Below are 25,071 nucleotides of genomic sequence, written 5' to 3'. Positions count from 1 at the left end.
ACCCTCCCCCCACGCAAGCGACTCCACCATGCCCACCGAATTGATCGTCCCCGAAGTCGGCGAATCCATCACCGAAGTTGAGATCGGCCAATGGCTCAAAGCCGAGGGCGACGCCGTCTCCAAAGACGACCCGCTCGTTGAGATCGAGACCGACAAGGTCACCCTCGAACTCCCCGCCCCTGCCGACGGCGCGATCGTCAAGATCACCCACCCCCAGGGCACCCCCGCCAACGTCGGCGACGTCATCGGCACCTTCGAAGAAGGCGCCGCGGGCAGCGCACCCGCTCCTGCGGCCCCGACCGAAACCGCGCCGCAGATGGCCGAGAAACTCGAAGCCGCCACGCCGCCTGCACCTGCCGCCTCCAACGGCACGCCCGGCGCGTCGGTCATCATGCCCGCCGCCCAGCGCCTCATCGACGAGAACAAGCTCGACGCCGCCGCCATCCCTGCCACCGGTCCCGGCGGCCGCCTCCTCAAGGAAGACGTCCAAAACTTCCTCAAGAGCCCACCCAAGCCGGCGGCTGCGGAGCGCAGCGACAAAGCCCCGGATACCCCTACCCCCGCAACGCCCCAAGGCGACCGCTCCGAAGAAGTCGTCCCCATGACTTCGCTGCGTAAGCGCATCGCCGCCAACCTCGTCGACGCCCAGCAGACCGCCGCGCTGCTCACGACCTTCAACGAGGTCGACATGACCAACGTCATGGCCCTACGCAGCCAATACAAAGACCAGTTCCTCAAGTCCCACGACGTGAAGCTCGGCTTCATGTCCTTCTTCGTCCGCGCCTCGATCGACGCCCTCAAGCAGTGCCCCGCGATCAACGCCGAGGTCCGCGGCACCGACATCGTCTACAAGAACTACTACGACATCGGCATCGCCATCGGCGGCGGCAAGGGCCTCGTGGTCCCCATCCTCCGCAACGCCGAACGCATGTCCTTCGCCGGCATCGAGAAAGCCATCGGCGACTACGCCGTGAAAGCCAAGGCCAACAAGCTCGCCATCAGCGACCTCACCGGCGGCACCTTCACCATCACCAACGGCGGCATCTACGGCAGCCTCCTGTCCACCCCCATCGTCAACCCGCCCCAGTCCGGCGTCCTGGGCATGCACGGCATCGTCCGCCGCCCCATCGCCGTCGACCCCGGCACGCCGAAAGAGCGCGTCGAAGTCCGCCCGATGATGTACATCGCCCTCACCTACGACCACCGCATCGTCGACGGCCGCGAAGCCGTGACCTGCCTCAAACGCATCAAAGAAACCATCGAAGACCCCGCGCGGATGTTGATGGAGGTTTGATCCGAGCGCTTAGTCCTCAGCTTTGGACTCGTCCTCGACGGGAAAAATCCGCAGGGTTTTCAGCATCGCCTCGAATTCGGCGTCCCGGGTGGCATCGCCCACGCCAAGTTTCATGGCAATGACGATGTATTGGAAACCATTGAGGTCGCTGACAAGCATGTAGCCTGTGCCCGGAGATTGATGGCGGTCGTTTTCTCGGTACGAAAAGTGATGCAATGTCGCTGGAGTATCGCCGACCTTGATCGCTTCGGTTTGAAAAATTTTAGCTTCGGGCAGGGTTTCAAATAGCGGGAAGTCTTCGATGCCAAACTCATGGTGAGGCGTGGTGTTCTCGTCGATGCGGGTGAATTGGGCTGTTCCGCTTTTGTCCTTGGTTTCCCGCACGAACATCAAGCCGCCCATATCTGATTCGGTCACAACGTTGTCGAGGACAATGAGGTAAGGGCCCTCCAGGGTCAGCTCGATGCCGTAGTCGGGGTGGCTCCAATTAAAGACACGTGATTCGGCGGCGTGTGCCGAGACACAAACCATGAATGAAATGAGGAGAGCTAATGCTTTCATGGCATTAGCTTATCTTGTGCCACCCCAAAGGTAGAGTTTGGGATGCCAAGTTTGATCACTTCGGGGCAACATACGCAGCGCAAGCAATTAATGTCGGCTCAAATTGCTAGGGTTGATCAATTAGCGCGAGACAATTGCCAAACGCCAAAGCTAGTGTGATCGATCCGATCTATTGCTAATTCCATCTCATCACTTTTTGGCTCTAAGGATTCATCATTGGCTGGAATCGACTTGAGGTGCTAGAGCCTGTAGTTGCCGCGGGCTCAACCACGCTAGCGCCTTCTCGGGCTAGCTGCGGATGAACGCGTTGAGCTTGGTCTTTTGCATCTCGTTCAGGTTCGGTAGGCCCATGATGGTTTTGAAGCCGGTCATCTGTTTGTTTTGGTCGGATGCACGGGCCTTGCGGTAGGTGTGGTCGAGTTGGCCGGTGCGGAAGCCCTCGAGCGTATTGGCCTCGCCGTCCGGAGCGTAGACTTTGGTCGCGTGGAAACGTGCGTCTCGGGCGTACTCGGACAAGGCGAGCAGGCTGATCTGGTCGGGGTCGTACTTCACACGGGTGACCTCGTGGCCGTCGAGCCAGCCGGCCTCGGTGGCGACCACGCCGTCGAGCTTGCCGATTTCTGTCTCGCCGGTCCAGTAGCAGAACATCGCAAACGCGCTGTCGGCGTGCTGGTGGCTCTGACCCTCGGCGGCCACGGCCTGGAGGTATTTCGGCACCGGACGCTCGGCGGCGGTCAACGCCTCGATCATCCGCTCGGCTGTGCCGCCCACGGTCCAGATGCGGTCTTCACGCGGGATGATGTCTTTGCCCTGGGCGTCGAGGTAGCGGATCACCTGGTAGTTCCACGCCGGTTCCTGATAGCGCTCCAGGATCTCGCGGTCCTGCCCGCCTTGGTTGTTATAGACCACTACGGGGACGAACTCGTCTTCGATGGCCTCGACCAGCAACGGCTGGGTCAGCACCGTCTTGCCGAAGTCCTGACAGCCCTGGCAGCCGGGCACTTCCTGAAACAGCACGAGGACGGGCTTTCCGGTCTCGCCGCTCTGCTTCAAGGCTTCGTCGAAGTCTCGACCCCACGCCACGGTGCCGATCTCGATGGGATTGACGACACCGGCCCCCGTGGCTTCCCCGCCCGCTCGGGCCCGGTTGCTCGACACCACCAACGCAACCACCGCCACACCCAAACCGCACAACACAAGCAATCGGCTCATCTGAGTTCGCTTTCGAAAATGACCAAGGGGACAGACCGCAACAAGAAAGGGGCGCGCCGCCCGGCTGAGCGACGGTCCCTGCATGAATCGGGGTGATGGAGACACAACCCCCGGCGGAGGCGAAATCTTCCCGCGGCCGATAAATAACTTCATCCCGTTGACGGGCCCACCCCGACGGGCCCGGGGATATACTCCGGGCATGGCTGAACATACCCACGATCTTCTTGTCATCGGTGCCGGGCCCGCGGGCTACGTCGCCGCGATCCGTGCCGCTCAACTCGGGCTCGACGTCGCCTGCGTCGACAAGGGCCAGGTGGCGGGCAAGGCCGCGATGGGCGGGACCTGCCTCCGTGTTGGGTGCATCCCGTCCAAGGCGCTGCTCGAGTCCTCCGAGAAGTACGAAGACGCCATGCACCACTTCGCCGACCACGGCATCGAGGTCGGCTCGGTCAAACTCGACCTCGAAAAAATGCTCGAACGCAAAGACGGCGTCGTCAAAGCCCTCACCGGCGGGATCAGCGCCCTGTTCAAGAAAAACAAGGTCAAAGCCTACCACGGCAGCGCGTCCTTCAACGCCGACAAAACCGTGACCGTCGGCGACGACACGATCACCGCCGAGCACGTGCTCATCGCCACGGGTTCGGTTCCCGCCTCGCTCCCGGGCATCGACCTGTCGCAAGACCTCGTCGACACCTCGACCGATGCGATCGATTACCAAAAGGTGCCCAAGAAGCTCGTGGTCATCGGCGCGGGTGTCATCGGCCTCGAGCTCGGCAGCGTCTGGCGCCGCCTGGGCAGCGAAGTCGTCGTCCTCGAATACCTCGACCGCATCTTCCCCGGCATGGACGACGAGCTCGCCAAGGAAGCCCTGAAGATCTTCAAGAAACAGGGCCTCAAGTTTGAGCTGGGCAGCAAAGTCACCGGCGTGAAGACCACCAAGAAGGGCGTGGTCATCGAGCGCGACGGGGCCGACCCGGTCGAGGCCGACCGCGTGCTCGTGGCCGTGGGTCGCAAGCCCAACACCGAAGGCCTGGGCCTGGAAAACATCGGCATCACGCCCAACGCCCGCGGCCAGATCGAGATCGAGCCCGGCACCTTCAAGACCAGCGTGCCCGGCGTGTATGCCGTGGGCGATGTCGTGCCCGGCCCGATGCTCGCGCACAAGGCCGAGGAAGAAGGCGTCGCCTGTGTCGAGATCATCGCCACCGGCCACGGCCACATCGACTACAACACCGTCCCCGGCGTGGTCTACACCCACCCCGAGATCGCCAGCGTCGGCAAGAGCGAAGAAGAACTTAAGGCCGAGGGCATCGCCTACAACAAGGGCAAGTTCCCCTTCATGGCCAACGGCCGGGCCCGCGCGATCGAAGAGGTCAATGGCTTCGTCAAGGTCCTCGCCGACAAGGAAACCGACCGCGTCCTGGGCGTCCACATCCTCGGCCAATCGGCCGGTGACCTCATCGCCGAATGCGCCACCGCCATGGCCTTCGGCGCGAGCAGCGAAGACATCGCAAGAGCATGTCACGCCCACCCGACGCTAAACGAAGCGGTCAAAGAAGCCGCCCTCGGTGTCGCGGGTCGGGCCATCCACATTTAATTTCCTTGCGAAGCTGCCATGCCGGAGAAGCTGTTTAAGTTGGATTTTCCTTCAAGCAGTGGATCGGGTGCGCAATTTCGGACGCTCCTAAGGCGTGAAATCGAATTGAGCCTGACGGGTGAGGATGGTCAATCCGCAAAACTTCGATTTCAAGGTGTTGTTGCGTACCGGTGTTTCTATACGCCGTCCTTAACCGCAGAAATGGTTCACTTGGCTTACGACTCTATTGTCGATCTTGGCAAGACCGAAGAATTGACAGCCATCCAAATGCGATCAGACAAATGGCATAACGCCCATAATCAGTCGGTTGAGCTGAAACACTTGCTCACCTGTTTTGATGATGGTCCGTGTTACGAGTTTTTCTGCGAAGGTTTTGTCGGCACAAGTAAAAACACCGAAACCAAATAGGTTTCGGTGTTATAGGTTTTAAATAATCGGCTTGCTGTCAGTTTATTTCTTCACCGGCTTATACGCCCGGATCCAATCGACCTGGAAGGGGTGATCGTCGTACTTGGCGAGTTCTTTGTCGGTGGGGGTGACGCCGTTGTTCGAGCGCCAGTCGTGGTCTTCGTTGTCGATGATGATGTCCATCGGAAGGTTGAGGCCTCCGCCGTTGGTGTAGCCGTGGGGGTCGATGATGTCGGGGCCCGAGACGGTGCGGACGAGTTCGCCGTCGATGTAGTACTCGAGGTGCCAGGGGTCGCGCCAGTACACGCCGTAGGTGTGGAACTCTTCGCGCCACGGCGTGTCTTTGTAGATCCACGAGCCGGCGTCCTTGGGCTGGTAGTCCTGGAACGGCTGGCGGATGAACATGTGGTGGCTGACGTGCATGCGGTGGGAGAACCAGGTCTGGTCCCTCTTGTCTTTCTTGGCCCCGGATGCGGTGTCGGCACCGTAGGCTTCCATGAAGTCGATCTCGCGGGTGTCGTCGGCGCTCAGCAGCCAGAGTGCACAGGCGAGCACGGAGTCGTGCACCCGCGCCCGGCCTTCGATGTACAGCGGGTAGATCACCTGCTCGTTGGACGACACGCAGCCCAGGTGCACGCTCTTGCCGTCTTTCGCCCGGCTGGCGGAGAAGGTGAGCATGCCGTCCTTCACTTCGACGTGGTCACGCTGCCACAGGGTCAGGCCCGGGCCGGTCCACTGGTTGTGGTACCAGTCGTCCCAGCGTTGGGTGAACTTCGGCCCCTTGTTGTCGGCCGGGGCGTCGTAGTTGAAGTCGTCCGAGACGTTTTCCTGCAGCTCCCAGACCATGCCTTCGCCCGGATCAACGGGGATGGGCACATCTTTCCAGTCTTGGGCAGTAGCGGGGAAAGTCAGGACGGCCAGAACGGTAAGGAGGGGCAGGCGTTTCATTGTCAACAATATACAAATTGGCGCAAGATCAAGCTAGGGTTTTCTGGTCGATTCTCCAGCATCCTACGCCGCTTTGGGCCGTTTTGATCGCTCGGAGCAGCGGTTTTCACGGTTGTGGGACGACCGCGACTGCGGTCCTTGAACCGCGACAATTCGGGCTGACCCCGCAAACCGCACAAAAAAACTACCGCTTGTTGCGTTGTTTTTCTGCGTTACGCTTACGAAATGGCTTGGACTTTTTCTGACGAAGTGACTTTCACGCCCGACTCCGAAACCCCCGGGTTCTCCGGGATGGAGATGAACGCCGCACCCGGTGACCGCGGGGCACGGTTCGATGAAGACGCCTTGGGGGGCGGGCCGTTCAACTTCTCCGCCACGCCCGGGGTCTCCCAGGGCCTCTCCCCTCGGCGGACCACGATCATGCTCAAGCCCGTCGGGGCGACGTGCAACCTGGCGTGTGACTACTGCTACTACCTGCCGGTGGCCCAGGGCTACGAGGCCCCGGCCAAGCGGATGTCGCTCGACGTGTTGGAGAGTGTGTTGGCGGGCTACCTGCCCGAGGCGGCGGCGGAGGTCTCGATCGCCTGGCAGGGCGGTGAGCCTACGCTCGCGGGTTTGCCGTGGTTCAAGAAGATGATCGAGTTGGTCGAGAAGCATCGACGCCCCGGCCAAACCGTCAACCACGCGCTGCAGACCAACGGCACGCGGCTCAACGACGACTGGGGCGCGTTCCTCCATCAGCACCAGTTCCTCGTCGGCTTGTCGCTCGACGGGCTCTTGCGCGACCACGACCACTACCGCAAAGACCGTCAGCAGCGCGGCACGTATCAGCGTGTGCTCGACGGCCGGGCGATCCTGCAGAAGCACAAGGTGGAGCACAACCTCTTGGTCGTGCTCAACGACCGCAACGTCACTCGGCCGCGCGAGGTTTGGCGTCAGCTCATGGCGCTGCGGACCGATTGGATCCAGTTCATCCCCGCGGTCGAGTGGGTGCATGATCCCGACGCCACGGGAGACCACGCTTGGAAGACCGCTGACTTCTCCCCACCCGGCGAGGCGTACGGCCGGTTCCTCATCCACGTGTTCGACGACTGGTTCGCCCATCACCGACACCGCGTGTCGGTCCGCATGTTCGACGCGGTGCTCAGCATCCTGGCCCGCGGGTACTCGACCGAGTGCACCCTCGGCAACACCTGTGCGGGCCAAGTCACCCTCGAACACGACGGCAGCGTCTACGGCTGCGACCACTTCGTGGAACCCAACTGGGGGCTCGGACAGGTCTCGCCGCCCGTGTCGTTGACCTGCAACGGACAAAAGCTCGACCCGTCTGAGCCCGGGGACGCTGCGCCGCTCGACACCGACTGGATGAGTCGGCTGGATTCGCCGCGTTTCGAGACGTTCGCCCGCCGGAAGCAGGAGCACGGCGCGATGTGTCGTTCGTGCGATTTCCGCCGGGTGTGCAACGGCGGATGCCCGAAGCACCGCCCGGTGCGCGGGAGTCGGCCGGCGCCCAGTGCGCTCTGCTCGGGGTACCGCATGTTCTTCGCCCACGCGATGCCGCGGCTGGAGTGGCTCGCGGGATATATCCAGCGCGGCGACATCCCGCCCGCCGAGGCGCCTTCGTCGATCATGCCGCGGAATTCGCGCAAGCCGCGGGTGAAAACCCGCAAAAAACGGCGGTGAGCGGCGCAAGAAAAAGCCCGCGTCGGGAAACGCGGGCTTTGATGAGATCAGTTGGAACCAGGCTTACGCCCCGACGCCGGCCAGTTCGGGCAGCGTGAGGTTGACGCCGAACTTACCGGGCTCGAAGTAGTGGATCTTCGATTGGTCGAGGTAGACCTTGACCGACGCGTTTTCTTCGAGCGGCTCGGCCTTGACGCGGGCGGTGGCGCGGTCGCCTTCGCCGTTGGTCGCGTTGGAGAGGAACACGTCCATGGTGTTGCCCAGCGGCTCGGTGACGTCGACGGTCATGTTGACCGTTTGCGACTCGGTGCTGGCGAACTCGGTGGGGCGGAGGAACATGCCTTCGGGGCGGACGCCCATGACGACTTCGCTGCCGACCTTGCCCGCGGCCAATTCGGCGTGGTGGCCGGTGAGTTCGACGCTAACGCCGTGGTTGGACTTGAACCAGGTGCCGCCGTTCTCAGCGACGAGTTGGCCATCAAAGAAGTTCATCGGCGGGGTGCCGAGGAACGCCGCGACGAAGCGGTTGACCGGGCGGTCGTACACGGTGATCGGCGTGTCGCACTGCTGGATCAAACCTTCGGACATAACGCAGACGCGGTCGCCCAGCGTCATCGCCTCTTCCTGGTCGTGGGTCACGTAGATTGTGGTGGTGGTCAGGCGCTTGTGCAGGCGTTTGATCTCCGCACGCGTCTCGACACGCAGCTTGGCGTCGAGGTTGGACAGCGGCTCGTCGAAGAGGAACACCGCGGGGTCACGGACGATCGCCCGGCCGAGCGCGACACGTTGACGCTGACCGCCCGACAACGCTTTGGGTTTGCGGTCGAGCAGTTGGGTGATGCCCAAGATCTCGGCGGCCTCGCGGACGCGCTTGTCGATCTCGGCCTTGGGGAACTTGCGCAGCTTCAGGCCGAAGGCCATGTTCTTGTACACGGTCATGTGCGGGTAGAGCGCGTAGTTCTGGAAGACCATGGCGATGTCGCGGTCTTTGGGGGGCACGTCGTTGACGACGCGGTCGCCGATGCTGATGGTGCCGCCGGTGATCTCTTCGAGACCCGCGGTCATGCGGAGCGTGGTCGACTTACCGCAACCCGACGGGCCGACGAGCACCATGAATTCGCCGTCGGCGATTTCGAGGTTGATGCCCTTCACGGCGGTGACGTTGCCGGGGTAGGTCTTGACGACATCTTTGATCGTGACTTGAGCCAAGGTAGGGGTCCTGCGTCGAGGAAAAGTCGGCGGTGAGCGGCCGACTCAAGAACAAATCGGAACTGTTATTGAGCAGAAAAGTCTACCACGCGAGCTCGGCTGGGCCAAGGGATGCGCAGGGGATAACCGGCAGAAGATAAGTTGGCGAAAGTGAGAAATGGGGTCAGGCGGCCTGACGCTGAGCCAGGACGTCTTGCACCAGTGAAAGCAGGTGCTTGGCGCTGAACGGCTTGGATTCGAGATGGCAGATGTTGGTCTGTGCCAGGTCTTGCTCTGGCACGGTGTGGCCCCGGCCGGTGAGCATAATCACGGGGATTTCAGCGGTTTTGGCCTCGGCACGCAGCGCAACGCTGAACTGCAAGCCATCCATCACCGGCATGTTCAGATCGGTAATCGCCAACGCCGGGCGGTGCTCAAGGGCACGCTTAAGTGCTTCTTCACCGTTGCGTGCAACGACGACGTCGTAGCCGGCTTTGAGTAGCTTGGCCTCGACGATGTAGACAATGTGGGTCTCGTCGTCGGCGATCAGGATGGTGGGCTTATCGCTCATCATTAAATACACACTCCGATATGCAAGATCGGCCAGGGGCGGCAACGGATTCAGCACAAACCCGGATTATTGATCGAGTTCTCGCCGGTAGCTGCCGCGGATGACTTCTGTAGGTGTTACCCCGCTGATCTGCAGGCTGGCCAGACGCACGGCGTCGCCGTACTTCACCCGGACCACCAGCCGAGCGGGGTCGGTGTCGGCGTCGGCGAGATCGCTGTCGCCCTCGTCCCGGATCACGTACCGCATGAAGCCGCCCTGGGCGATCACCTCGTTGGAGGTCCAGGTGTCGTGGGTGTGCGTCGTACGCCAGCTGCTGTTGTTGGTGAGGCGGGTGTGGATCACCCGGAGCATGCTGTCGGCGAATTGCTGAGCCTGCACCGCGTCGGCACGGGTCTCGATGTCCGTGTTCTGCAGCCGGACCGCCATCAGCGCAGACAACCCGATCACGCCCACGATCGAGCTGACCGCCAGGACCAGGACCAGGGCCGAGCCGCGTTGCCGCGCATTTGCGGTTGCATGTTGTGCGCGTGTTGGGTTCATGGCGTGCCCTCGGTCATCGCGGTGACTTCGGGCCAGGCCGAGGTGGCGAGGCCCGCGAGTTGTGCGAGTTTCTTTTCGCCGATGGAGACCTGCACGACCACGCGTTTCACGCCGGTTTCTGAAGGATGGGGCACCGCGGGTGAATCCGCCTCAACCCAATACACCAATACCTCGCGGGTGAACCGGTCCGCCCCGGGTATGGCTTTGCCCTGGGCGTCGGCGGGTGGGGACTGTGAAAACTGGTGGTAGTCGTCGATGTCGTCGAGGGACGACCGCAGGCCAAGCAGCTCGCCCAGCTCGATGCCGAACACGATCCCGCCCTCGGGGTCTTCGTACGGCAGCGCCAGGATTTCATTGAGCATGTCCTCGGCGAGGATGATCGCTTGTTCCCGATCGGCGTATCGCGATTGGGTGATCCGCGAAGCCCCGACCATGTTCATCGCCACGACAAACAACCCGCCGACCAAAAGGGTCGCGATGGCGGTCTCGACGAGCGAGAACGCGGGTTGTTGGGAGTGGGTGCGATACGGTTTCATGTTTCGGCTTGGCTGGTACAAGGTGGCGAGGGCGGGGTTTACTTGGGCAAGGTGGCGCTGCCGCCGATGTTCACGCGGAGGTGCTGGTAGCGGATGCCGGTTTCGCCTGAAGCGAGGTACGGCTGGAGCATGTTGTGGGTCAGGTTCCCGTCGGCGACGTAGAGGTAGCTGCCGATGATTTGGTCATCGACCTCGAAGGCCACGGTATTCGTGTTGGGGTTGGTGGTGAGCCGGACTCTCGCGGGTTCGCTGGACGCAAGGGTGTGCTTGCCCAGGGTGGTTAGTTGGTTGTCTGCGTCTTTGCTGTAGAGCGAAACCAACTGCTGGCTGCCGGTCAGTGAGATGCCGACAATCAACGCGGCTTCACGTACCCCGTCGCTAAGTCGGAATTCGAGTCCGCCACCGAGGCTGTTGTCGGTGGTGTCTTGCAGCCAGGCCTCAAGGCGTACGGGTGCCGAGGGTGTCTGCTGGTTGACCAGCTTGAGCGTCTCGCTCACGGTCCACGCCCCGCCACTTAGCCCGGCGGTATCGAAGGTGGGATTGCCTTGCCAGTCCGCGGAGCCGTCGTCGTCCAAATCGAGCGTGGTCGGGTCGGCGTTGAAGTCGGCCTCCCAGAGCTCATCCACGGCTTCGGGCGCATTGGGCAAGGGCAGATGCAAATCGTGTGAGGTGGTCGGGTGATCCGCGTGAGACAGTGTGATCTGCAGATCGGTGACGAAGCTGCGGGTGTAGGTCCAATCGTCGCCGGCGGAGTCGTAGGTGCCGTAGACAAAATGCTCGACCGCCCCCGTGACGAGGCTGATCTCCCAGGTCGATCCCCCGTCGCTGGACCGGTGGGCGTTGGCGGGGATGCCCATGTTGTCCCAGGTGATGTTGGCGGCGGTGGCGGAGCCCGAGTTGGTCAACGTGAGCGCTGCGGTTTCGCCGGGGGTGTAGCTGTTGGTGCCGGCAAACTCGATCTGGGCCCAGTTGCCGGATTGGTCGAGCTGGGTTTCGGGGATATCCAACGCCTCGCGGATGTTGCCGTCGGGCCCAACGCCGGTATCCCATCCGCTCAGGGTAAAGGTGGCCTGGCCGTTGTCGTTGCCGTGGGCCGAAGTCCGCATCAGCACCCTCGTGACGTACCAGTTCACGGTCGAGGCGGGGAGCGTGGGGGTGAAGCGGAACCCGATCGGATTGTTGTCGTTGAGTTGTCGGGTGTCGGCGCTGTCTTTGTCGTAGCTCGAAAATTCGACTTCCGCGGAGCGCGTCACGATGCCCGGGTACACCTGGTCCTGGCTGGTCGTGGTGTAGGCCAGGTTGAAGCTGTGGACGTTGTCGAGGAGCGTCACCGCCGAGCCTTGGTTCACGGTGCGGGTCAGCGGCTGGCCGGAGCTGTTCGCCCAGGCGTAGGTGATGACCTCGGGTCGGCCATCGCCGTCGCGGTCGGGCAGGTTGAGGGTGACCGAGGTCGCGGTGCGGTTGAGCAGTTCGGTGGCGGCGTGCAGATCGTCGCGGAGCTGGTGCAGGGCACGCGTGGTTTGGACGGTGGCCCCTGCCGCAGTGCCCTGGCCCGGCAGCGCACGAGACGCCAGCACGATCGCCGAGGACATCCCCACCAACAGCACCGCGATCACCGCGAGGCTGATCACCATCTCCAGCAGCGAGAACCCCCGCGGTTGAACCGGACGCAGCGCGTTCATTGGATCGTCGCCTTTCCGGTGTCGGGGTCGAGCGTGATGGTCCGCGTCAGCCCGCCGACCTCCAGCGTGGCGGTGCCGCCGGTGTTGGGCTTGCCGAACCCGTCGAAGACCACGAAGTGGTTCCCGCCGAAGTCGGCCTCGGTGATGTCGCAGAAGTAGGGGTCTTCTGACAGGTGGGTCTGATAGATCAGCTCCGCGTTGTCGGCCGAGGCGTTGGCGGTGATCTCGAAGATGTCCAGGTAGACGCGGAACCACACGGTGATGTCGCCGCTCGAGCTGGCGGCCTGCGTCTGGGCGTTTTCCAGGTTGGCGACCACACGCTGGGCCGCGGCGTCGGCGCGGTAGCGGGCCTGCGCTTCGCCGTAGCGGGGTACCGCCATCGCCGCGACGAGGCCGATGATGATCAGCGTGAGTACCAGCTCGACCAGGCTGAAACCGGGGCGGGCGACGCGGCACGGGATGGGAGGCTTCGCGGATGTGTGCACGGGGTTCCTCGTGGCCAACGCGCGGCGGTGCGGGAAACGAAAACGGCGACACGGCGGTGGGCCGTGTCGCCGTGATACGGCTGATGACTCGGGCGTGAAGTGGCCCGGGTGCGTTATCGTGCGATGTTGGTGGTGTCGTTGGCGTAGATCTGGCCCGTTGTCTGGTTGTAGAGCCAGCCGACGGAGGTGTCTGCGTCTTCGAGGGTGGGTGCAGCGGTGACGGCCTTGATGCCGGTGCCGCCCGCAGCCGCGCCGACCTTCAGCGCGGGGACCGCGTGGAGGTAGGGGCCGTATGGGAAGTCGGCGTCCTTGGTGGCGCTGGTCGAGCCGTCGAGCTTGGTGTATTGAGTCAGTTGGGCTTCAAACGTCGCGGCGAGGGGGTAGGTGCCGTTGTGCTCGGCGCCGTACATCTCGATGGCGTTACGCAGGACGGCCAGGTCACCGCTCAGGGCCGAGTCGGTGGCACCCGCAGCGCCGCGGCTGAAGCGGGGGATGGCGATGGCGGCCAGCAGGCCCACGATGACCACAACGATCACGAGTTCGACCAGGCTGAATCCACGGGCGTTCGGGTTGGCGTACATTTCATTCTCCAAGTGTTGCTGAGCATTGAACGGACGTCTTCATCGAAAGTCGTCCAACCCCCAGGTGCTGATAGAGTCATCGGGGATAACCTGTTATTGCTTGACCGGAACTGCACGCAATAACTTGGATTCGGACGTAGGCCGGAATAGAAAAATCGGCTACGAAAAATAGGAAAACTTCAGCGAACCGGATCGAGATGGACTTTGACCTTCACCCCGCCGCCGGACCAGACGACCCAGCGGTCGCCGATGTCGGTGAGGGTCATGCCGTCGCGGACCTCGCCCAGGCGGGTGGCCTGGCCGTCGATCATGGCGTAGGCCCCTTGGGGGCTGGCGTACACCGCGTCGAGCGGGTTGCGGTCGGCAAAGGCGCGGGGGTCAAAATCCGGCCGGGCCGGCGCAGCACCGGGCGAAGCCGGGGCGGGGTTGTGCCACCGGGCCGACGGGCGGAACGCATCGGGGGTCGCCTCGGGCAGGTGCTTGCCGGCACGCGAGAGGCGCTGAGCCAGCGAGGTGGTGTCCTGCGGCGAGCCGGTGAGGTCCAGGGCCACCACGTCCGTCGCGGCGGGCGTCACGGCTGCGGGAGCCGCCGGCGCAACGACCGCGACGCTCGGGCCCGCGGCCTGGGCCGGGGTGGGGCCGCCCATCGATCCGCCGAGCATGACCCTGTCCAGCAGTAAGATGCCGCAGGCCACGCCCGCGACGGTGATCAGGATTTTGCGCTCTTTGGTGAGTGCCATAACACCCAAGAAATCGATACAGCTCACCCCGAGGCAAGTCGATTTCGCTCCCTGCGGTGCAAATTCTTTTATCGGTCCCCGGCCGCCTGGAGGCTCAGCATCGCTTCATCCACCGCCGTGAACCACACCAGGTTCAGATCCGCACGCGGCAACGGGTTCGCATCGCGGGGGTTGCTCTTGAGCCGCATACCCACCACGCTGATGTCGGGGAACGACTCGTGCAGCGCATCGAGGTAGGCCAGGTACGCGGGGAACCCGGCCTGCGCTTCGAGTCGCAGGGCGGTCAGGTCGTAGTTCTCGCCCGGCGTGGTCACGCCCGGCTGGAGCTGCAAGACTTCCACGCCCTGGGCCTGCGCCAGCTCGATCAGCGACGCGATCTGTCGGTTCAGCTGACGCCGATCGCCGAGCTTCACGGGCATCGAGTCGAGGGCTTCGCGGCGCTGGGCCATCTTCTCCACCAACACGTTGAGTTGGGCCTCGAGCTGCTCGGCGGTCCGACGCTCGTTCTCCGCGGCGGCGTTGATGGCTTGGGCTTCGCTGGCACGCTCGTGGTTGGGCGCGACGACCCAGGCGTAGGCCATCCACGTCAACGCCACGGCCGCGATCACGCCGCCGCTCGAGATCAACCACGCGGGCTGTTGTTTCAGGCTAATCGGCATCACGGTCCCCCCTCGGCTTGGCCGGATTCGTGCAGTTCGCAACGCAGGACAAACGCCGTGGCGGTGCGATCGCGGAAGGGCTCGCGCCGCGACGATTCGATCTTCACGACGTCAAACAACTTGGCGTCTTCCAGACGCAGGGCAAACGACGAGACGGTCCACGGGTCTGCGGCGATGCCGCCGAGGGTGACCCACGCGCCCGCTTCGATCGTGGGGCCGGTGGTGCCCAGCGAGAAATCATGCAGCACCACGTCCGGCCCGGCGGCCTGTGCGATCAGCCGTAGCAGCGTGCTCCAGTCGGGACGCTCGGACAACACACGACTGCCCGCGAGTTGGTGGTTGGCCTCGACCAGGTCACGCTTGAGCGTATCGACCTGCTTGCGCAAGACCGCGACATGCTCGGTGTCGACCGCCAGCGTCTGCGTGGCGGCCTCGGTCGAGCGGGGCGGGTTGAGCGTGAGATAGCCCGTGGTCGCGACGAACAGCAGCGACAGGTAGACCGCGGTGGCGGTCAGGCCATGGCCGACGCGGCGCCGTTCTTTGCGGCGGGCGAGGATCGGTGCGGGGATGAGGTTTACGCCGCTGCCCATGCGACCTCCTCGGGATGCAGAGCCATCCCCAAAGCGACCGCGAAAGCCGCGGCCTGGTCCAGCGACGCCACTTCGATCGGCTTGGCTGGCGTGGCCAAGCGCAGCTGTTGCTGCAGCTCATACCCCAGCGCGGGCACGGCGGCGCCGCAGCCAACCACGGCGAGCCGTTCGATCGGTAGATCGGTGTAGATCCGCGCAGCGTAGTCGAGCGCGGGCTCGGCTTCCTGCACCAGCCCGCGGACAAATCCAGCCAAAGCTTTGCGGACCGGCTCGGCGTAGTCGTGTTCGACGTGGGCCAACCCGAACGTGGACAGGCTGTACCGGGCCGACGTTTCCGAAAGGCCGTGGTCTGCCAGGCGTTTCGCGGCTTGATTCAAGCCGGAGTCGAGCAGCGCGCGTTGGTAGACCACGTTGCCGTCGTGGATTAGCGTGAGTTCGGTGTTCTCGGCCTCGATGTCCAGCACGGCGGTCAGCTGCGGTTGGCCTTGGCGCGGCGGTTCGAGCACCCGGCCGATCGCGCACGCCCGGCTATCCAACGCCAGGACCGTCAACCCCGCCGACTCAAACGCGTCGAGCAGCGCGGTGGAGGTGGCGTGCTTGCAGCCGTTGACGCACACCGCGGTCTGCCGGCGGTTGCCCGAGGCGGGGGGCAGCCACGCCGCGAGTTCATACGTGCCGGGTTCCAGCGCGTGGGTGCGTTCGATCTCGAGAGCCGCTTCGAACATCGGGCCGTCTTCGGTCTTGCCGTTGACTTCGACCAGCCCGCGGATCAGCTCGCCGTTGGGCAGCGAGACCACCAGCGACTGTCCTACGAACGAGCGGCGCGACAACACCGCGGCGAGGCGTCGCGCTTCGTCTTCATTGAACGGTTGGCCGGGATATAGCCGCGACATCTCGATCGCGTCGCGCGCTTCCCAACGGCAGTTGCGCTGTTCCAGTTGCACCGCGCGCAGCACGGTGTCGCCCAGGTCCAGGCCGATCGGGGTGGTGGGGGTGCGTCCGATCATTGGCCACCTCCCGCCATCGCGGTCAGGTCGAACAGCGGCATGAACATACTCACCGCCAGCAGCCCGACCATCCCGCCGAGCACGATGAGGATCAACGGCTCGAGGATCTTGGTCAGCGAACGCACGATCACGTCGTTCTCTTCTTCGAGGAAGTCGGCCACGGTGATCAGCGACGGTGCGATCCGCCCGCTGGCTTCGCCGCTGCGGAACGCTTCGTACACCGAAGGGGTGATCAGCTCGGGGTTGTTGAACGCGCTGCTTACCGGCTCGCCCTGGCCCACGGCCTGCTCGGCGCGGGTGATCAGTGCGGCGTAGTGCCGGTTGCCGGCCGAGGCTTTCACCAGCTCCAGCGTCTGCAGCAGCGGCAGGTGGCTGTTCATGAGCACGCCCAGCAGGCGCACGATGCGGGCGGTGACAAAGCTCTGGGTCAGCTTGCCGATGATCGGCATGCGGATCGCCAAGGTGTGCAGCGCCTGTTGGCCGCCGTCGGTCCGCAGCCAGAAGAACAGACCCACGCCCCCGCCAATCAGGACGGTAAGCACCGCCCACCAGTAGCCGCGCAACACCTCGCTGGCGAACACCGTCGCCTGCGTGGTCGGGGGGATGGGCACACTCAGCGATTCAAACAGCAGCGTGAAGCGTGGCACCACCACGATCAGCGTGATGCACAACACCACGACCACCACCGTCAGCAGGATCGCGGGGTAGAGCAGCGCGCCGAGGATGCCGCTGCGCATCTGGATATCTTTCTGCGTCAGCTTGACGAGCCGATCGAGCATCTCCGGCAGCTTGCCGGCGGTCTCGCCCGCTTCGATCAGGCTGCGGAACACGCGGTCGAACAGGTGCGGGTACTGCGCCATCGCGGCTGAGAGGTTTGCGCCTTCTTCCACGCTGCGCCGCACACCCGCGATCGCGTCCCGCCACAGCTCGTCCTTCGTCTGACGTTCGATCCCTTCGAGCACCGACACCACCGGCGTGCCTGAGGCGAGCAACACCTGCATCTGCCGGGCGACGAACAGCAGGTTCCGCTGGCGGTGGTAGCGGGCGCTCAGCGACAAGCGCGGGCCTCGGTCGGCCTTACTCGGCTTGGCCGTCGGCTTGGCCCGGCGGGCGGTCGAGATGGTCGTGGGCATCGTGCTCAACCCGCGGCCCTCCGTTGTTCAGCGGACGGAGGGTCCGTGCCTTCCTCGGGCTCGCTCAGGTCGTCGTTGTGGGTCACACGCAGGATTTCTTCGAGGCTGCAGTCGCCACGCTGCGCGATCTCCACGCCTTCCTGCCGCAGCGTTCGGCCGCCTTCTTTCTGCCAGGCTTCTCGGATCTCGTGCGACGCTGCGCCGCGGTGCACGAAGCGACGCAGCGCGGGAGAGATTTCCATGACTTCGTACAGGCCGCATCGCCCGAGCATGCCCGAGTTGTGGCACTTGGCACAGCCCGTGCCGCGCGCGAACGGCTTGCCGCTCATGTCGGGGATCTCGGCGTCGGCGAGCGCGTCTTCCGTCGGGTAGTACTTGGTCTTGCAGTGCGGGCAGACGGTCCGCGCTAGCCGCTGGGCGACGACGCCGTTGAGCGCGCCGCTGAGCAGGTAGGGCTCGATGCCCATGTCCAGGAGACGGGCGACCGCGCCCGGCGCGTCGTTGGTGTGCAGCGTGGCGAGGACGAGGTGGCCGGTGAGCGCAGCCTGCACGGCGACGCGGGCGGTCTCGTGGTCGCGGATCTCGCCGATCATGATCACGTCGGGGTCCTGGCGCAGGATCGAACGCAGCGCCTTGGCGAAGCTGAGGCCGACCTGTTCGTTGACCTGGATCTGGTTGATCAGGTCGAGCTGATATTCCACGGGGTCTTCAACGGTGACGATGTTGTGTTCGGGTGAACGCAGCAGGTCCAGGCCGGAGTAGAGCGTGGTGGTTTTGCCGCTGCCGGTCGGACCGGTGACCAGGACCAGGCCGTGCGGCTGGTGCAGCATGGTCTTGAAGGATTCGAGCGCTTCGGTGCGGAAGCCCAGGTCTTCCATGCGCACGCGGAGGTTGCGCTTGTCCAGCACGCGGACGACGAGCTTTTCGCCCAGCAGCGTGGGCATGCTCGACACACGCAGGTCGATGTCCTGCCCGTCGGCGACGAGGCGCACCCGGCCTTCCTGCGGCAGGCGTTTCTCGGCGATGTCCATCTTCCCGATGACCTTCACCCGCGAGACGATCGCGCTGTGCATGCCCGGCGGGGGCGACATCAGGTCTCGCAGCACGCCGTCCACGCGGTAGCGGATGCGCGTCGATTTCTTGTCGGGCTCGATGTGCAGGTCGCTCGCGCCGTCCTTGATCGCGGTGAGCATCGCCACGTTGACCAGGTTCACGATCGGGCTGCCCTCGACCATGCGGTCCAGGCTGGCGTCGGGGTCTTCGTCGATCTGTTCGCGTTCGACGACCTCGACGTCCGTCTCGGCCAACGAAGTCAGAAACGCATCGACGTCCACATCGTCCCCGGCGTAACGCTTGATGAAGTCGCGGATCTCGGCCTCGAGCGCGAGCACCGGACGCACCCGGCAACCCGTGAGCTGACGGAGGCGGTCGATCGTCGGCAGCGACTGCGGCTCGGCCATCGCGACCGTCATCGTGCCGTGCACCTTGAACAGCGGCATCACGCGCAGACGCTCGGCTTCGTCTTGCCCGATGACTTTCAGCAGCGCCGGGTCCATCAGGCCGTGGCGGAGTTGCACGCCCTTGACGCCGAGCGATTCGGCGAGGGTGTGCACGAGCTGGCCGGAGTTGATCAGGCCCGCCTCGACCATCACCTCGCCCAGCAGCTTGCCGCTGGATTTCTGTTTGCCCAGCGCTTCCTGCAGCTGTTCCTGCGTCACGGCACCGTCGCGCAGCAGCAGGTCCCCGATGCGGGCACGGGCCGCGGCGTTTCGCGGTGAACGCGAGGTTTCAGAACTCGGTGGGGTCGGTGGGGTGCTCACAGGAAGCTCCTCACCGCCGTGTTGACGTCCTGGTAGTGGTCGAACATGCCCGCGAGTTCGGTGAGGTCGAACACGGTGCGGAGGGTTTCGTTAGCGCCCGAAAGACGCAGCGACTGGCCGGTCTGCTGCAGCGACTTGGCGGCGTCGGCGAGGATCTCCAGGCCGGCGCTGTCCAGGTACGGCACGCCCGAGACGTCCAAGACCAGCCGGCCCATGCTGGAGCGCAGGGTCTGGTCGAGGCGGCCGCCGAAGACTTCGGCGTCGTCCTGGATGATCGGGCCGTGGGGTTCAAACACCGTGACGGCCCCGACTTTTTGCGTGTCGATACGCATCGCGTGGCGGCTTCCTCGGGGTTAGGTCGAACTGACGGCGGCGTTGATCGGCAGACGCAGCGTGAAGGTGCTGCCTTTGTTGAGTTCGGATTCGACGGTGATGTCCCCGCCGTGCAGGCGGATGACGTCGCGTGCCAGCGCGAGCCCGAGCCCGCTGCCGCCGATGCCTTGCAAGCGGTCGTCCTGTGCGCGGTAGAACTTCTCGAAGACCTTGCTGAGCTCGTCTTCGTTGATCCCGATGCCGGTGTCGGTGACGCTGACGGTGATGTCGTTGTCGACTTCCAGCAGCTGCACGCGGACCTTGCCCTCGGCGGGCGTGTACTTGATCGCATTGCCCAGCAGGTTGTGCAGTGCGAGGGTGATCTTCTCGCGGTCGCCCTGCACCACCGAAAGCTTCGGCGGCAGATCGAACAGCAAGTCGATGTCTTTTTCCCTAGCCTGCGGCTGGTATTCGTGTTCGAGGCTCTGCATGATCTGGTCGACACGCACGTCGTCGTGGCGCACCTTCAGCGAGCCGGCTTCGATCTCCGAGACCGACAGCACTTCCTCGACCACCCGGCCGAGCCGGAGGACTTCCTGGTTGATGACGTTGAGGCACTCGGCGCGGTCGGCGGTTTCGTCGTCGTCGAGGTCGATCGCGCGTTCGAGGTACAGCCCGATGTTGGTCAGCGGGGTCCGCAGCTCGTGCGTGGCCTGTGCGACGAACAGGTTGCGCGATTGGTCGGCGGTGCGTTGCTGGGTGACGTCTTCGAAGAAGACCAGGGCGCTGCGCAGCTGGCCGGGCTTGCCGACGGGGCGGATGGTCGCGCGCATGATGGTCGTTTCTTCTTCGTCGGCCGCGACCTCAATCTCGACCGAGCCGCCGCGACTGTCGGTTTGATCCAGCACGAGCTGCACCCGCTCCATGAGCGGCTGGGCTTTGGGCAGGACCTTGTCCATCGGGGCGCCGACGAGTCGGTCGCGGCTGCGCATGAGCACACGGGACGCGGCGCCGTTCGCGGCGGCGATCGTGGCGTCGGGGTTGATCAGGACCACGCCGTGGGGCAATGCGTCGAACGTATCGCTGTGGTCCTGGCTGCCGGTCGCCGACAGGGTCAGCTCTTGCAACGCCTCGGCGTCTCGCGTGGCTTGGCGGGCTTCTTCGAGTTCGTCGATCAGCCGGTTCCATTGCTGGCTGATCGCGTCGGGCGTGGCGGTGATGCGCATGGTGTGCAGGTCCGGCTCGCCGTGCGACCAGGCGGACAGCGCACCGCCGACATGTTCGAGGGTGCGGCTGCGCTTGAGCATGGACCGCAGCGTGAGGCCCTGAAGGCCCAGCAGAACCACGCACAACCCGCCGGCGAAGAGGTGTTTGTCCTGGAGGAAGCCGTGGCTCAGCGCGTCGGGCAGCCAGGCCGCGACCAGGACGCCACAAGAGACGAGCGCAAGGGCCGCCGTGGCGCCGGCGAGCAGGCGCAGCGATGCCCTAGGCGGTCGCCCGGGGTTTGATGTCGGTGGGGACGTGTTGGGTCCCATGGATTGGCCTCCGAGTTCTCCCTGTTCATCGGGGCTATCGACAGGAAAGAGGCCGGATTCAAGCGCAACACCGCCTGCGTGGCGGGGATTCCGCCGAGACGCGCGGTTATCGGTCGCTTGTTTGGGGTTGCTCCAAGGAGCAGCGGATCAGGCGGTCAGGTGCTGGGCCTGCATCTGTGCCCGCACGCAGAGCTCGGCGGCTTTGAGGGCGTGTTCCTGGGTCATCGCGTTTTCCGTGCCGTCCAGCAGGTCGCGGATGAGCTGGCCGAAGAACTTGAAGCCGACCTTGCCGGAGAGTTCCATGCGTTGCTCGCCGTCGCTGTTGACCAGGATGAGCACGTCGCTGATGTGATCGGGCTGGGCGACGTCGACGTATTTGCGCAACTCGATGGTGCCCTCGGTTCCGGTAATAAACGTCCGGCCGTCGCCCCAGGTGCGGAGCTTGTCGGGGGTGAACCAGTCGACGCGGAAGTACATGGTCGCGCCGTTGTCCCCGATGAGAGTGCAGTCGCCGAAGTCTTCGAGTTCCGGATAACCCGGGTGGTTGTAGTTGGCGACCTTGGATGCCTGGATGGTGGCGTCTTTGCAGCCGGCGTAGGTGAGGAACTGCTCGATCTGGTGTGAGCCGATGTCGCAGAGGATGCCGCCGTACTGCTCGTGTTTGTAGAACCAGTCGGGGCGGTTCTCGGGCGGGCCGAGGCGGTGGGGGCCGAAGCCGGTGACCTGGATGACCTTGCCGATGGCGCCTTGCTCGACGAGCGTGGTGGCGTGCATGGCGCACTCGACGTGCAGCCGTTCGGAGAAATACACCATGTACTTTTTGCCGGTGCGGGCGACGGCGGCCTTGACGTGTTCGAGCTGCTCGAGGCTGACCAGCGGCGTCTTGTCGGTGAAGTAGTGCTTGCCCGCGTCCATGCACTTGATGCCCAGCGGGGCGCGCTCGTTGGGGATCGCGGCGGCGGCGACGAGCTGGACCTCGGGGTCGTCGAGGATGGTTTGCAGGCTGTCGGGGACGGTGGCGTTGTGCTGCTCGGCGAGCGATTGTGCGGCTTCGGGGTGGTTGGGGTCGAAGACGTATTTGAGCGTCGCCCCGGCCTCGGTGAGCCCGTTGGCCTGGCCGATGATGTGGCCGTGATCCATGGCGGTGACGGCAAAACAGAATTCGCCGGGCTCGACCACGGGGTCGGGTTTGCCGGTGGGGGCGTAGTTCATGCCGTCGTTGCTGGCCATGGCGGGGATCCTTGAGGATGAGCGAAAACGTAAACCGAGGGTGGGGGAGTATACCCGATTCACCGCAAACTCACGTGGAAGCCCGCCCGGGCGAGACCTACATTACGCACATGAGTACACCACACATCCTTGCGTTCGCTGGCAGCCTCCGGGCGGGTTCGTTCAACAAGAAGCTGGTCCGCTGCGCCGCGAGCGCGGCTGAGGCTGCCGGGACCAAGGTGACGATCATCAACCTGGATGATTACGCGTTGCCGGTGTTTGATGAAGACCTGGAGAAAGAGGGCACGCCGGAGAACGCCACGAAGCTCAAGGCGTTGATGCGGGAAGCGGACGGCTTCCTGATCGCTTCGCCGGAGTACAACTCGTCGGTGTCGGCGGCGCTGAAGAACGCGATCGACTGGGCGTCGCGTCCGGCCGAGGGCGAGCCGATGCTCGCGGCGTTTGCGGGCAAGGCCGCGGTGCTGATGGCCGCCTCCCCGGGTGCGCTCGGTGGGTTGCGTGGCCTGGTGCACCTCAAGGCGATCCTGGGCAATATCCAAGTGACGGTTTTGCCTCAGCAGTTCGCGCTGTCCAAAGCGTTCGAGGCGTTTGACGACGAGGGCAAGCTGAAGGACGAGAAGACCGCGGCCCGCGTGGCCGACCTGGGCAGCAGCCTCGCGGCGTTCCTCGCCAAACACGTCGGCTGATTTGGCTTGATCCCCCTCCCTTGAGGGAGGGGTTAGGGGAGGGTGCCGAGCATTTGTAAGCCTGCGACAGGCGGGCACCCCCACCCAGCCTCCCCCTCAAGGGGGAGGGGTAAGAAACGAATAACCGATCGCCCCGAGTGCTTCGAAGTTCAACCAAAGAGGAAATATCCCATGTCCGAGCCCCTGAGTTTGCAAGCCATCGAAACCGCCCTCCAAACCCTGCCCGGCTGGTCCTACGCCGACGACAAGCTCGGCAAACGCTTCGGCTTCGCCGACTTCAAAGCAGCGCTTGCGTTCATCAACCGCGTCGGCGATGCGGCCGAGTCGGCCAACCACCACCCCGAGATCTTCAACGTGTACAACACCGTGGAGATCAAGCTCAACACCCACGACGCCGACGGCCGGGTGACGGAGAAGGATGTACAGCTTGCGGGTGCGATTGAACAGCTTGCGTAAGTTTGACGCCTGGACGCTATCATCCGCACATGGAACTCCTTGAAAAACTGACGCAGACGCCGGGCGTGCCGGGCCGTGAGGGCCGGGTGCGTGACTTGATTATTTCGGAGATCGAAGGGCTGTTCGACGACATCAGCATCGACCCGATGGGCTCGATTATCGCGGTGCGTAAGCCCACGGCGAGTGGGGCGGATGAAGCAGATTCCGGGGTGCCGACCCGCGTCATGCTCGCGGCCCACATGGACCAGATCGGCTTCCTCGTCCGCCACGTCGGCGAAGACGGTTTCCTGCGCGTGCAAAACGTCGGCGGGTTCGATACCCGCAACCTCTTCGCCCGACTCGTCACGGTCGCCACGGCCGACGGCGATCTGCCCGGCGTGCTCAACCCCGGCGGCAAACCCGTCCACACCGCCACGCCCGAAGAACGCAAAAAGATCCCCGAGGTGCACGACCTGCTCATCGACCTGGGCCTGCCCAAGGAACAGGTCAAAGAGCGCGTGAAGATCGGCGACATGGTCACGCTCAAGTCGCCCTACACCATGGTCGGCAACACGATCGTCAGCCAATGCATGGACAACCGCGTTGCCTGCTGGGTCGCGATCGAGGCGATGCGCAAGCTCGTCGCGGACGACACCAAACACGCCTGCGAGATCCACTGCGTCTTCACCGTCCAGGAAGAGGTCGGCCTCCGCGGCGCGATCACCTCGTCCTACACCGTCCAGCCCGACATCGGCATCGGCATCGACGTCACCCTCTGCGTCGATACCCCCGGCAGCCCCGAAGACCAGCGGTGCACCGTGCAGGGCGAGGGTGCAGCGCTCACCGTGATGGACGGCGCATCCATCGGCGACGTGGGCATCCTCGAAGACATGGAACGGGTCGCTGAGCAGAAGTCGATCAAGACCCAGCGCTCGATCCTGTCCCGCGGCGGCACGGACACGGCCGGCATCCAGCGGGCGGCGGGCGGCACCCGGGCGTTCACGCTGTCCTGCCCGACGCGGTACATCCACACCGTGGTCGAGATGGTCCACATCGACGACCTGCACGCCTGCCGGGACCTGATGGCGGCGTATCTGGCGGATGTGAAGTAATCGTCTGCGAAACCCCTCCCCCATCGGGGGAGGTGGCCCGCGCAGCGGGTCGCAGGGGGCACAAGCCCATAAACCTGTGGCAGAGGACTCGCATTCCCCCTCAGCCGCCTTCGGCGACAGCTCCCCCGGCGGGGGAGCGGGTGCGCATGATCCCTTTGCGTATCGGCGACTTCGGGTACACTGTCCCGCTCGGCACACCTCGGGGTGTAGCTCAGCTTGGTAGAGCGTTCGGTTTGGGACCGAAAGGCCGCAGGTTCAAATCCTGTCACCCCGATTAATTCTCCCGCGACTTACCGCCGCGGGTTTTTTCTTTATCCCCCTTCCTTGAGGGAGGGGTTAGGGGAGGGTGCCGAGGACCCGAGGCTCGTCACCAGCGGGCACCCCCACCCGGCCTCCCCCTCAAGGGGGAGGGGTAAAGGCAAAAGCTACCCATTCATCTGAAAATCGTGCCCCGCGATCCTCTCTCGCGGGGCGTTTTGTTTTTACCCGCTTCAAACACCAGAGCCCAGGGATTCGATTAACCTAT

General features: G+C 64.3%; 26 protein-coding genes and 1 tRNA gene. 8 read left to right on the top strand and 19 right to left on the bottom strand.

Annotation, left to right across the window (positions count from 1 at the left end; genetic code table 11):
* Positions 1-28: 28 nt before the first annotated feature.
* The gene (gene odhB, locus HNQ40_RS05390; protein ID WP_184676855.1) at positions 29-1,294 is read left to right on the top strand and encodes a 2-oxoglutarate dehydrogenase complex dihydrolipoyllysine-residue succinyltransferase; all 1,266 of its coding nucleotides are present in this window, start codon (positions 29-31) and stop codon (positions 1,292-1,294) included.
* Between the two features lie 9 nt (positions 1,295-1,303).
* Here the strand turns inward: odhB and HNQ40_RS05385 are convergent, their stop codons facing one another.
* Both HNQ40_RS05385 and HNQ40_RS05380 read right to left on the bottom strand, forming a co-directional pair.
* Entirely contained in the window at positions 1,304-1,855 is a 552-nt protein-coding gene (locus HNQ40_RS05385) for a hypothetical protein (RefSeq protein ID WP_184676854.1), read from the bottom strand.
* 288 nt (positions 1,856-2,143) lie between these two features.
* Positions 2,144-3,067 (bottom strand): VPGUxxT family thioredoxin-like (seleno)protein, type 2, encoded by a 924-nt coding sequence (locus tag HNQ40_RS05380; RefSeq protein WP_184676853.1) that lies wholly within the window; start codon positions 3,065-3,067, stop codon positions 2,144-2,146.
* A gap of 199 nt (positions 3,068-3,266) precedes the next feature.
* Here HNQ40_RS05380 and lpdA point away from each other — a divergent pair, with 199 nt between their 5' ends.
* Complete coding sequence (gene lpdA / locus HNQ40_RS05375; protein WP_184676852.1) at positions 3,267-4,664, top strand: dihydrolipoyl dehydrogenase; 1,398 nt, start codon at positions 3,267-3,269, stop codon at positions 4,662-4,664.
* 18 nt (positions 4,665-4,682) lie between these two features.
* A complete protein-coding gene (locus HNQ40_RS05370; protein ID WP_184676851.1) occupies positions 4,683-5,072 on the top strand; it encodes a hypothetical protein in 390 nt (129 codons plus the stop codon).
* 42 nt (positions 5,073-5,114) lie between these two features.
* Here the strand turns inward: HNQ40_RS05370 and HNQ40_RS05365 are convergent, their stop codons facing one another.
* A complete protein-coding gene (locus HNQ40_RS05365; protein ID WP_184676850.1) occupies positions 5,115-6,020 on the bottom strand; it encodes a family 16 glycosylhydrolase in 906 nt (301 codons plus the stop codon).
* A 225-nt stretch (positions 6,021-6,245) separates the two neighbouring features.
* Between HNQ40_RS05365 and HNQ40_RS05360 the strand changes: the two genes are divergently transcribed.
* Entirely contained in the window at positions 6,246-7,703 is a 1,458-nt protein-coding gene (locus HNQ40_RS05360; protein WP_184676849.1) for a radical SAM/SPASM domain-containing protein, read from the top strand.
* A 63-nt stretch (positions 7,704-7,766) separates the two neighbouring features.
* Here HNQ40_RS05360 and HNQ40_RS05355 read toward each other — a convergent pair whose 3' ends face one another.
* The 16 genes from HNQ40_RS05355 to HNQ40_RS05280 all read right to left on the bottom strand — a co-directional run bounded on the left by HNQ40_RS05355 (position 7,767) and on the right by HNQ40_RS05280 (position 22,312).
* Positions 7,767-8,912, bottom strand: coding sequence for an ABC transporter ATP-binding protein (locus HNQ40_RS05355; RefSeq protein ID WP_184676848.1), 1,146 nt, complete (start codon positions 8,910-8,912; stop codon positions 7,767-7,769).
* Between the two features lie 163 nt (positions 8,913-9,075).
* Complete coding sequence (locus tag HNQ40_RS05350; RefSeq protein ID WP_184676847.1) at positions 9,076-9,462, bottom strand: response regulator; 387 nt, start codon at positions 9,460-9,462, stop codon at positions 9,076-9,078.
* Positions 9,463-9,528: 66 nt separating this feature from the next.
* On the bottom strand, positions 9,529-10,002 hold the full coding sequence (locus HNQ40_RS05345; RefSeq protein WP_184676846.1) for a hypothetical protein: 474 nt from the start codon (positions 10,000-10,002) through the stop codon (positions 9,529-9,531).
* On the bottom strand, positions 9,999-10,538 hold the full coding sequence (locus tag HNQ40_RS05340; RefSeq protein ID WP_184676845.1) for a type IV pilus modification PilV family protein: 540 nt from the start codon (positions 10,536-10,538) through the stop codon (positions 9,999-10,001). Before HNQ40_RS05340 ends, HNQ40_RS05345 begins: the two co-directional genes overlap by 4 nt.
* Positions 10,539-10,576: 38 nt before the next feature.
* Positions 10,577-12,220, bottom strand: coding sequence for a prepilin-type N-terminal cleavage/methylation domain-containing protein (locus tag HNQ40_RS05335; RefSeq protein WP_184676844.1), 1,644 nt, complete (start codon positions 12,218-12,220; stop codon positions 10,577-10,579).
* Positions 12,217-12,705, bottom strand: coding sequence for a GspH/FimT family pseudopilin (locus HNQ40_RS05330; protein ID WP_184676843.1), 489 nt, complete (start codon positions 12,703-12,705; stop codon positions 12,217-12,219). The genes HNQ40_RS05335 and HNQ40_RS05330 overlap by 4 nt, the downstream gene beginning before the upstream one ends.
* Before the next feature lie 113 nt (positions 12,706-12,818).
* Positions 12,819-13,286, bottom strand: a complete 468-nt coding sequence (locus HNQ40_RS05325) for a prepilin-type N-terminal cleavage/methylation domain-containing protein (protein WP_184676842.1) — start codon at positions 13,284-13,286, stop codon at positions 12,819-12,821.
* Positions 13,287-13,465: 179 nt separating this feature from the next.
* Entirely contained in the window at positions 13,466-14,026 is a 561-nt protein-coding gene (locus HNQ40_RS05320) for a hypothetical protein (RefSeq protein WP_184676841.1), read from the bottom strand.
* Positions 14,027-14,094: 68 nt separating this feature from the next.
* Complete coding sequence (locus HNQ40_RS05315) at positions 14,095-14,685, bottom strand: hypothetical protein (RefSeq protein WP_184676840.1); 591 nt, start codon at positions 14,683-14,685, stop codon at positions 14,095-14,097.
* Positions 14,685-15,275 carry a PilN domain-containing protein gene (locus HNQ40_RS05310; RefSeq protein ID WP_184676839.1) on the bottom strand — a complete coding sequence of 197 codons (591 nt, stop codon included), beginning with the start codon at positions 15,273-15,275 and terminating at the stop codon, positions 14,685-14,687. The genes HNQ40_RS05315 and HNQ40_RS05310 overlap by 1 nt, the downstream gene beginning before the upstream one ends.
* Positions 15,260-16,282, bottom strand: coding sequence for a pilus assembly protein PilM (gene pilM / locus HNQ40_RS05305; protein ID WP_184676838.1), 1,023 nt, complete (start codon positions 16,280-16,282; stop codon positions 15,260-15,262). Before pilM ends, HNQ40_RS05310 begins: the two co-directional genes overlap by 16 nt.
* Positions 16,279-17,415 (bottom strand): type II secretion system F family protein, encoded by a 1,137-nt coding sequence (locus HNQ40_RS05300; RefSeq protein ID WP_184676837.1) that lies wholly within the window; start codon positions 17,413-17,415, stop codon positions 16,279-16,281. Before HNQ40_RS05300 ends, pilM begins: the two co-directional genes overlap by 4 nt.
* A gap of 5 nt (positions 17,416-17,420) precedes the next feature.
* Complete coding sequence (locus tag HNQ40_RS05295; protein WP_184676836.1) at positions 17,421-19,235, bottom strand: GspE/PulE family protein; 1,815 nt, start codon at positions 19,233-19,235, stop codon at positions 17,421-17,423.
* Positions 19,232-19,567: an STAS domain-containing protein gene (locus HNQ40_RS05290; protein WP_184676835.1), complete on the bottom strand. Its 336-nt coding sequence runs from the start codon at positions 19,565-19,567 to the stop codon at positions 19,232-19,234. Before HNQ40_RS05290 ends, HNQ40_RS05295 begins: the two co-directional genes overlap by 4 nt.
* Positions 19,568-19,588: 21 nt before the next feature.
* The gene (locus HNQ40_RS05285; RefSeq protein WP_184676834.1) at positions 19,589-21,082 is read right to left on the bottom strand and encodes a PAS domain-containing sensor histidine kinase; all 1,494 of its coding nucleotides are present in this window, start codon (positions 21,080-21,082) and stop codon (positions 19,589-19,591) included.
* Between the two features lie 147 nt (positions 21,083-21,229).
* Positions 21,230-22,312 (bottom strand): Gfo/Idh/MocA family protein, encoded by a 1,083-nt coding sequence (locus HNQ40_RS05280; RefSeq protein WP_184676833.1) that lies wholly within the window; start codon positions 22,310-22,312, stop codon positions 21,230-21,232.
* A 110-nt stretch (positions 22,313-22,422) separates the two neighbouring features.
* On the opposite strand from HNQ40_RS05280, the gene HNQ40_RS05275 reads away from it, so the two are divergent.
* The 4 genes from HNQ40_RS05275 (at position 22,423) to HNQ40_RS05260 (ending at position 24,819) form a co-directional block, all read left to right on the top strand.
* Entirely contained in the window at positions 22,423-22,998 is a 576-nt protein-coding gene (locus tag HNQ40_RS05275) for an NADPH-dependent FMN reductase (RefSeq protein ID WP_184676832.1), read from the top strand.
* 171 nt (positions 22,999-23,169) lie between these two features.
* On the top strand, positions 23,170-23,454 hold the full coding sequence (locus HNQ40_RS05270; RefSeq protein WP_184676831.1) for a 4a-hydroxytetrahydrobiopterin dehydratase: 285 nt from the start codon (positions 23,170-23,172) through the stop codon (positions 23,452-23,454).
* A 29-nt stretch (positions 23,455-23,483) separates the two neighbouring features.
* Positions 23,484-24,545: a M42 family metallopeptidase gene (locus HNQ40_RS05265; protein ID WP_184676830.1), complete on the top strand. Its 1,062-nt coding sequence runs from the start codon at positions 23,484-23,486 to the stop codon at positions 24,543-24,545.
* 200 nt (positions 24,546-24,745) lie between these two features.
* Positions 24,746-24,819 (top strand) — tRNA-Pro (locus HNQ40_RS05260).
* Positions 24,820-25,071: the final 252 nt, after the last annotated feature.

This window comes from Algisphaera agarilytica (genome assembly GCF_014207595.1).
GTDB lineage: Bacteria > Planctomycetota > Phycisphaerae > Phycisphaerales > Phycisphaeraceae > Algisphaera > Algisphaera agarilytica.
The sequence above is the reverse complement of the archived record's forward strand: the minus strand, read 5'-3'. Positions and strand labels throughout refer to the sequence as shown.

What these genes read in the sequence shown, in the direction of transcription:
- odhB (WP_184676855.1), top strand. Translation starts at nt 29, where the DNA reads ATGCCCACCGAATTGATCGTCCCCGAAGTCGGCGAATCCATCACCGAA.
- HNQ40_RS05385 (WP_184676854.1), bottom strand. Translation starts at nt 1,855, where the DNA reads ATGAAAGCATTAGCTCTCCTCATTTCATTCATGGTTTGTGTCTCGGCA.
- HNQ40_RS05380 (WP_184676853.1), bottom strand. Translation starts at nt 3,067, where the DNA reads ATGAGCCGATTGCTTGTGTTGTGCGGTTTGGGTGTGGCGGTGGTTGCG.
- lpdA (WP_184676852.1), top strand. Translation starts at nt 3,267, where the DNA reads ATGGCTGAACATACCCACGATCTTCTTGTCATCGGTGCCGGGCCCGCG.
- HNQ40_RS05370 (WP_184676851.1), top strand. Translation starts at nt 4,683, where the DNA reads ATGCCGGAGAAGCTGTTTAAGTTGGATTTTCCTTCAAGCAGTGGATCG.
- HNQ40_RS05365 (WP_184676850.1), bottom strand. Translation starts at nt 6,020, where the DNA reads ATGAAACGCCTGCCCCTCCTTACCGTTCTGGCCGTCCTGACTTTCCCC.
- HNQ40_RS05360 (WP_184676849.1), top strand. Translation starts at nt 6,246, where the DNA reads ATGGCTTGGACTTTTTCTGACGAAGTGACTTTCACGCCCGACTCCGAA.
- HNQ40_RS05350 (WP_184676847.1), bottom strand. Translation starts at nt 9,462, where the DNA reads ATGAGCGATAAGCCCACCATCCTGATCGCCGACGACGAGACCCACATT.
- HNQ40_RS05345 (WP_184676846.1), bottom strand. Translation starts at nt 10,002, where the DNA reads ATGAACCCAACACGCGCACAACATGCAACCGCAAATGCGCGGCAACGC.
- HNQ40_RS05340 (WP_184676845.1), bottom strand. Translation starts at nt 10,538, where the DNA reads ATGAAACCGTATCGCACCCACTCCCAACAACCCGCGTTCTCGCTCGTC.
- HNQ40_RS05335 (WP_184676844.1), bottom strand. Translation starts at nt 12,220, where the DNA reads ATGAACGCGCTGCGTCCGGTTCAACCGCGGGGGTTCTCGCTGCTGGAG.
- HNQ40_RS05325 (WP_184676842.1), bottom strand. Translation starts at nt 13,286, where the DNA reads ATGTACGCCAACCCGAACGCCCGTGGATTCAGCCTGGTCGAACTCGTG.
- HNQ40_RS05320 (WP_184676841.1), bottom strand. Translation starts at nt 14,026, where the DNA reads ATGGCACTCACCAAAGAGCGCAAAATCCTGATCACCGTCGCGGGCGTG.
- HNQ40_RS05315 (WP_184676840.1), bottom strand. Translation starts at nt 14,685, where the DNA reads ATGCCGATTAGCCTGAAACAACAGCCCGCGTGGTTGATCTCGAGCGGC.
- HNQ40_RS05310 (WP_184676839.1), bottom strand. Translation starts at nt 15,275, where the DNA reads ATGGGCAGCGGCGTAAACCTCATCCCCGCACCGATCCTCGCCCGCCGC.
- pilM (WP_184676838.1), bottom strand. Translation starts at nt 16,282, where the DNA reads ATGATCGGACGCACCCCCACCACCCCGATCGGCCTGGACCTGGGCGAC.
- HNQ40_RS05300 (WP_184676837.1), bottom strand. Translation starts at nt 17,415, where the DNA reads ATGCCCACGACCATCTCGACCGCCCGCCGGGCCAAGCCGACGGCCAAG.
- HNQ40_RS05290 (WP_184676835.1), bottom strand. Translation starts at nt 19,567, where the DNA reads ATGCGTATCGACACGCAAAAAGTCGGGGCCGTCACGGTGTTTGAACCC.
- HNQ40_RS05285 (WP_184676834.1), bottom strand. Translation starts at nt 21,082, where the DNA reads ATGGGACCCAACACGTCCCCACCGACATCAAACCCCGGGCGACCGCCT.
- HNQ40_RS05280 (WP_184676833.1), bottom strand. Translation starts at nt 22,312, where the DNA reads ATGGCCAGCAACGACGGCATGAACTACGCCCCCACCGGCAAACCCGAC.
- HNQ40_RS05275 (WP_184676832.1), top strand. Translation starts at nt 22,423, where the DNA reads ATGAGTACACCACACATCCTTGCGTTCGCTGGCAGCCTCCGGGCGGGT.
- HNQ40_RS05270 (WP_184676831.1), top strand. Translation starts at nt 23,170, where the DNA reads ATGTCCGAGCCCCTGAGTTTGCAAGCCATCGAAACCGCCCTCCAAACC.
- HNQ40_RS05265 (WP_184676830.1), top strand. Translation starts at nt 23,484, where the DNA reads ATGGAACTCCTTGAAAAACTGACGCAGACGCCGGGCGTGCCGGGCCGT.